The following is a 5235-nucleotide window of genomic DNA, read 5'->3' on the forward strand; positions in this document are numbered from 1 at the left end:
GCGCTGGCGGCGGCCGGCCCGGACGCGGCGGTGATGGGCGGCGGACAGATCTACGCCGCCGCGCTCGGCTCAGCCGACGAGTGCCTGGTCACCGAGATCGACGCGGACGCCCCGGGGACCGTGCTGGCCCCGGAGCTGGACGGGACGTGGGAGCGGGTCGAGGTCGGCGAGTGGATCACCGATCCGCGGAGCCGCGTCGAGGGGCACGACGACGAGGTCCGGCACCGGCACACGGTGTGGCGGCGGCGCGGTCGAACCGCCTAGAACCACTTCCACGTCTTGGGGATCCGCTCCCCCGCCGCGAGGATCTTGATCTTCACGCCGGCCATGAAACCGTTGATCTCGAAGTCCAGATGCGGGCCACCACGGATGTCGTAGCGGCCCTCGTCGATCTTGAGCTCGGACCACGTCCGGTTGCCGGTCACCGCGACCGAGACCCCCGGGGGGAGCAGGATCTTGGCGTTGGCGGCCCACAGGTCGAGCTGGATGTGGGTGCGCGGGCGGTCGACCACGGCCTCACGGGCGTCGAGGTAGATCTCGCCCATCCAGGACGTCAGCCGGTAGTCGTCCGGGAGGGACCACCGGCCTTCCCGCTTGAGCGTGTCGAAGACCGAGGTCTTCTTCCGGCTCTCGTCGACGGTGATCGCCCCCGTCGGCCGGGTGGCCGGTGGCTGCGCCGAGGAAGGGGTGGGCCCCGCGCCGGGACCCAGCGGCAGTCCGCTCAGGGCCACCTCCAGCTCGGCGGGGCAGGTCGCGGACCAGATCCTGGCGGCCCGGTCCGAGAACTCGGCGAGGGACAGCTCTCCCCGCCCCACCATCGCCTCCAGTCTCTGCTGAGCGAGGGCCCGCGGGTCGGTGTGCGGCTCCTGGGTCATGCCCCCAGGTTACTCAGCGGGTGAGGTCCTTCATCATCGACCGCATCTGCGCGGACAACTCGTCGGCCATGTCCTGCAGGCCGCCCGAGATGACCTGTGCCAGCAGCGCCGGGTTCTGTGCCTCGATGACGCAGCCCCCGGAGGACTCGCGGACCACGACGTTGCAGGGCAGCAGCAGCGCGACCTCCTTGCTCACGTCGAACGCCTCACCGGCGAACCCGGGGTTGCACGCCCCGAGGATCAGGACGCGCTCGATGTCCTTGTCGATCTTCTTCTTGAGCGTGGCGGTGAGATCGATCTCGTGGAGGATCCCGAAGCCGCGGTCGGCGAGCGCCTCGCGGGTCGCCTCCACCGCCTCGTCGAATCCCATCGCCGTGTACGTACCGATTCCGACGTCCATGTCGCAGTCCTCACGTCTGTGGTCGGGTGATGTCTTCCGCGTACCGGGGCCAGCATCCCACGGCCCCGGGGAGCGGTCAGGCGAGCGAGAGGAAGAGCTTCTCCAGCTCGGCCACGGTGATCCCGTCCTCGCCGGTCTCGCCGTCGCCCGCGAGGCATTCCTGGATGTTGGAGCTGATGATCTTGAACCCGGCGCGGTCCAGCGCCTTGGAGACCGCCGCCAGCTGGGTGACGACGTCCTTGCAGGGGCGCTCCTGCTCGACCATGTCGATCACCGCGTTGAGCTGTCCCCGCGCCCGGCGCAGGCGGTTGAGCACCTGCGTCCTCGCCTCGTCGTCAGCCATCTCGGGCCCTCCTGCTCTCTCGCGGATGCGGATGTCGATCCGGACCCCAGTGTACCCGTGGGGGTATCGCTGTCCAGTCCGGTGTACGGAGCGGGCCCCGGTCCACCCCCTCGAGGGGAACCGGGGCCCACGGTTGCCGCGGTCGTGCCCGCAGCGCCGGCCGTGCCGGCGGAGTCGCAGGGGATCAGTCGTCGTGGACGATGATCCCGCGGACCATGCCGTCGCCGCCGGACTCCATGATCTCGTAGCCCTCGTTGACCTGATCGAGCGTGAAGCGGTGCGTGATCAGCTCGTCGAGCTTGAGCTGCTTCTCGTCCCACAGCCGCAGGATGTTGGGGATGTCGTGGAAGGCGTTGGCCGACCCGAACAGTGACCCCTTGATGACCTTCTCGTACTGGGAGACGAACAGCCCGGTGAGGTTGATGGACTGGTTGTCGAGGCCGCCCATGGAGGTGAGCACCACGACCCCCCGCTTACCCACCATGTCGGTGGCGTCGGCGGTCACCTTGGCGTCCGCCACGCCGATCGTGATGATGGCCTTCTCGGCCATGTTCCCCCAGGTCAGGCCCGGAAGCTCGGCCTTGGCCTGGTCGACGTCCGAGTAGACGTGGGTGGCGCCGAACTCCGTGGCCTTGGCCAGCTTCGACTCGTCCGTGTCGATGGCCAGGATGAATCGCGCGCCGGCGTGCTTCGCGCCCTGGATCGCGTTGATGCCGATGCCGCCGATGCCGAAGACGACGACGGTGTCACCGGCCCGGACGTCGGCTGAGTAGACGGCCGATCCCCAGCCGGTGGTGACGCCGCAGCCGACGAGCGCCGCGACCTCGAAGGGGATCCAGTCCTGGACCTTGACCACCGAGTTCATGTTGGCGACGGTGTACTGCGAGAACGTGCCGAGGGTGCACATGGCGCCGGCGGTCTCGCCGTTCGCGAGGGCGAACGGGTACCGGCCGTCGGCCATCTCGCCGATCGTGCCGTTGAGTCCGCCGTCGCACAGGTTGGTCATGCCGCGCGCACAGGCGGAGCACTTGCCACAGGCCGGGATGAACGACCCCACCACGTGGTCGCCGGGCTGGACGTGGGTCACGCCGGGGCCGACCGCCTCGACGACGCCCGCGCCCTCGTGCCCGCCGACGATCGGCAGTCGCCCGGGCAGGTCACCACTGGTGATGTGGAGGTCGGAATGGCAGAGACCGGCGACCTTCCACTTGACGAGCACCTCGCCGAAGTGGGGGCCGTCGAGCTCGGCCTCCACGATCTCGAACGGCTTGCCCAGCTCTCGGGCGATGGCGGCCTTGGTCTTCATTCGACTCCCTCCGGGCGCGACGGGGTGATCCCGTCACTGGAACGTGTTCTCATCACGATATCCGCATCGGTCCACCGGGGATCGGCAAACCGAGAACCTGTTCCAATTTCGGCGCGCGGGCGCGCCGGAGGGAGTGGGCCGACTCAGCCCTGGGCGTCGCCCTGCTGGGCCTGGGCCTCTTCGACCGCCTTGCGGACCTCGTCCATGTCGAGCCCCTTGATCTGCTCGACCAGGTCGTCGAGCGCCTGCTCCGGGATCGCACCGGAGTGACGGAACACGGCGATGCCCTCGCGGAACGCCATGAGCGTGGGGATCGACTGGATCTGCAGCATCGCGCCCAGCTGCTGCTCCGCGTCGGTGTCGACCTTCGCGAAGGTCAGCTCGGGGTTCTTGCCGGAGACCTTCTCGAACACCGGCCCGAAGGCCTTGCAGGGGCCACACCACTCGGCCCAGAAGTCCACCAGGACGATGTCGTTGTCGGTGACGGTCTTCTCGAAGTCGGCGGTCGTGATGTCGACGGTGGTCATACGAATGCCCTCCTAGCGGGACGGGGCGGCTCTCGTCCCGTCGTCTCTCGTCGCCAGCCTACGGACAGCCCGCGCCTGCGACGACCTTCTCGCACGGACCATACCCGTGTGGGTATTCAAGGTCGTGCAGTGAGGAACAACGTCGCCCGATCGGGGTTATTCCCCCCGCGCCCCCGGGCGGGGCGGGGATCCGAGGATCTCCGCCAGGAACCACTCGAGCTGGTCCAGGAAGACCGCGTTGTCGTCCCCGGCCACCATGTGACCGGCGTCCGCGACCTCGTGGGTGTACGCGTGCGGGAGGTGTCGCAGCAGGTGGGCCACCGACTCGTCGCTGACGATGTCCGATCGCGACCCCCTGATGAGCATGGTCGGCTCGGTGACGTGGGGCACGATCCCCTCGAAGTAGTCGTTCCCGATCTCGGCGTTGTCCCCGGTGGCGCCCGCGACGAAGCGCGGGTCCCAGTGCCAGTACCACCGGCCGTCGCCCTTCTGGCGGAGATTCTTGCGCAGTCCGTCCAGGTTCGTCGGGCGCTGACGACCAGGCTGGTAGGCGGCGATCGCCTCGGCGGCGGCCTCCAGGTCCGCGAACCCGTCCAGCCCCGACCGCATGAACTCCCCGATCCGCTGGACGCCCTTCGCCTCGATCTTCGGGGTGACGTCCACCAGCACCAGCGCCCGGGCGACGGGCTTGGCGGTCCCCAGCGCCAGCAGTCCGGTCAATCCACCGAGCGAGGCGCCCACGAGAACCGGCAGCCGGCCGGGGAAGCGGGCGGCGACGATCAGCTCGAGATCGTCGACCATGCGGTGGATGTCGTAGTCCCCGTCCGACGCCCAGTCGCTGTCACCGTGGCCCCGCGCGTCCATCGTCGTGACCCGGTACCCCTCGGTCGCGAGTCGCCGGGCGGCGCGGTTCCACGAGTTCCGGGTCTGCGCCCCGCCGTGCAGCATGAGGATCTCGTCGACCGGATCCGCATCACCGATCGGCTCCCACACGTCGCCGACGAGCATCCCGGCCGCACCGGCGAGCGTGAAGGACCGGGGCTCGGCGGCGTGGGGGTGATCACTGCGGGTCTCGATCTCGCTACTCGTCATGGTGGCCCTTCCGCCCGCACTCCCACCTCGGCGGTGGAACGTGTTCTCATATCGGTTCTACCACGAGCTCCCGGCGACCACCCGCGCGGCGAGGTCCTCGGCCACCGCGAGAACGGAGAGATAGGGGCCGCACCGCGGCAGCACCGGGAACACCGACGCGTCGGCCACCCGCATACCCTCGCAGCCCAGGACCCGGCCGGAATCGTCGACCACCTCACCGATCCGCGCCGACCCCGCGAGGTGCTGGGAGGTCGACGGGACGGGTGCGGGCCGCGGCCCACCACCGGGGATCCCCAGGCGGTCCGCGACCATCCCGGCGGCCTGGTCGAGCGCGGAGGCGTCGCGGGGGTCGTCGGCCAGCACCACCCGCGGGCCGTCTCCCCCGGAGCTCCCCTCCCGCACGTGGCCCCGGCCCACGGGGTTCATCAGGGCCACCCCGATCCGGTGCGGCTGGGGGTCCAGGCCCGGGATCACCCGGTGAATCGGGACCGAGTAGGGCCGCACCTCGACCTCCGCGAGGCCCGTCGGCCCGGGCAGACCGAGCCGGACCACGTGGGAGAGCAGAGGCGGCGGGACGAGCGGGTCACCCTCCCCCGGACCCCAGTCGGGCGGCAGGTCCAGCAGGACCTCCGGATGCTCCTGCGTGCTCCGCCCGACCGGGTGGCCGGACCGCGGTCCGATCCCCGAGCGCA

The 5235-nt window shown here is 70.1% G+C and carries 8 protein-coding genes; 1 reads left to right on the top strand and 7 read right to left on the bottom strand.

Annotation, left to right across the window (positions count from 1 at the left end; genetic code table 11):
* Nucleotides 1-264, top strand: a 264-nt coding sequence (locus tag G6022_RS00135) for a dihydrofolate reductase (protein ID WP_182690852.1), incomplete at its 5' end; no start/stop codon positions are given.
* Here G6022_RS00135 and G6022_RS00140 read toward each other — a convergent pair.
* From G6022_RS00140 to mftG, 7 genes are all read right to left on the bottom strand, one after another.
* Nucleotides 261-875, bottom strand: coding sequence for a DUF1707 domain-containing protein (locus G6022_RS00140; protein WP_179525874.1), 615 nt, complete (start codon nt 873-875; stop codon nt 261-263). The two genes, G6022_RS00135 and G6022_RS00140, sit on opposite strands and share 4 nt — an antisense overlap.
* 13 nt (nt 876-888) lie before the next feature.
* Complete coding sequence (locus G6022_RS00145) at nt 889-1275, bottom strand: DUF302 domain-containing protein (RefSeq protein ID WP_179525875.1); 387 nt, start codon at nt 1273-1275, stop codon at nt 889-891.
* Between the two features lie 76 nt (nt 1276-1351).
* Nucleotides 1352-1618 carry a metal-sensitive transcriptional regulator gene (locus G6022_RS00150; RefSeq protein ID WP_179525876.1) on the bottom strand — a complete coding sequence of 89 codons (267 nt, stop codon included), beginning with the start codon at nt 1616-1618 and terminating at the stop codon, nt 1352-1354.
* 184 nt (nt 1619-1802) lie between these two features.
* Entirely contained in the window at nt 1803-2924 is a 1122-nt protein-coding gene (locus G6022_RS00155; RefSeq protein ID WP_179525877.1) for an NDMA-dependent alcohol dehydrogenase, read from the bottom strand.
* A 143-nt stretch (nt 2925-3067) separates the two neighbouring features.
* Nucleotides 3068-3451 (bottom strand): thioredoxin, encoded by a 384-nt coding sequence (gene trxA / locus G6022_RS00160; RefSeq protein ID WP_179525878.1) that lies wholly within the window; start codon nt 3449-3451, stop codon nt 3068-3070.
* 156 nt (nt 3452-3607) lie between these two features.
* Nucleotides 3608-4543, bottom strand: coding sequence for an alpha/beta hydrolase (locus G6022_RS00165; RefSeq protein ID WP_182639430.1), 936 nt, complete (start codon nt 4541-4543; stop codon nt 3608-3610).
* A gap of 57 nt (nt 4544-4600) precedes the next feature.
* A partial coding sequence (gene mftG, locus G6022_RS00170) for a mycofactocin system GMC family oxidoreductase MftG (protein WP_206682352.1) occupies nt 4601-5235 on the bottom strand: 635 nt, incomplete at its 5' end.

The organism is Dietzia sp. Cai40 (assembly GCF_014145165.1).
GTDB classification, from domain to species: domain Bacteria; phylum Actinomycetota; class Actinomycetes; order Mycobacteriales; family Mycobacteriaceae; genus Dietzia; species Dietzia natronolimnaea.

Coding starts and splice junctions, on each gene's coding strand:
- trxA (WP_179525878.1), bottom strand. CDS start 3,451: ATGACCACCGTCGACATCACGACCGCCGACTTCGAGAAGACCGTCACC.
- G6022_RS00150 (WP_179525876.1), bottom strand. CDS start 1,618: ATGGCTGACGACGAGGCGAGGACGCAGGTGCTCAACCGCCTGCGCCGG.
- G6022_RS00155 (WP_179525877.1), bottom strand. CDS start 2,924: ATGAAGACCAAGGCCGCCATCGCCCGAGAGCTGGGCAAGCCGTTCGAG.
- G6022_RS00140 (WP_179525874.1), bottom strand. CDS start 875: ATGACCCAGGAGCCGCACACCGACCCGCGGGCCCTCGCTCAGCAGAGA.
- G6022_RS00165 (WP_182639430.1), bottom strand. CDS start 4,543: ATGACGAGTAGCGAGATCGAGACCCGCAGTGATCACCCCCACGCCGCC.
- G6022_RS00145 (WP_179525875.1), bottom strand. CDS start 1,275: ATGGACGTCGGAATCGGTACGTACACGGCGATGGGATTCGACGAGGCG.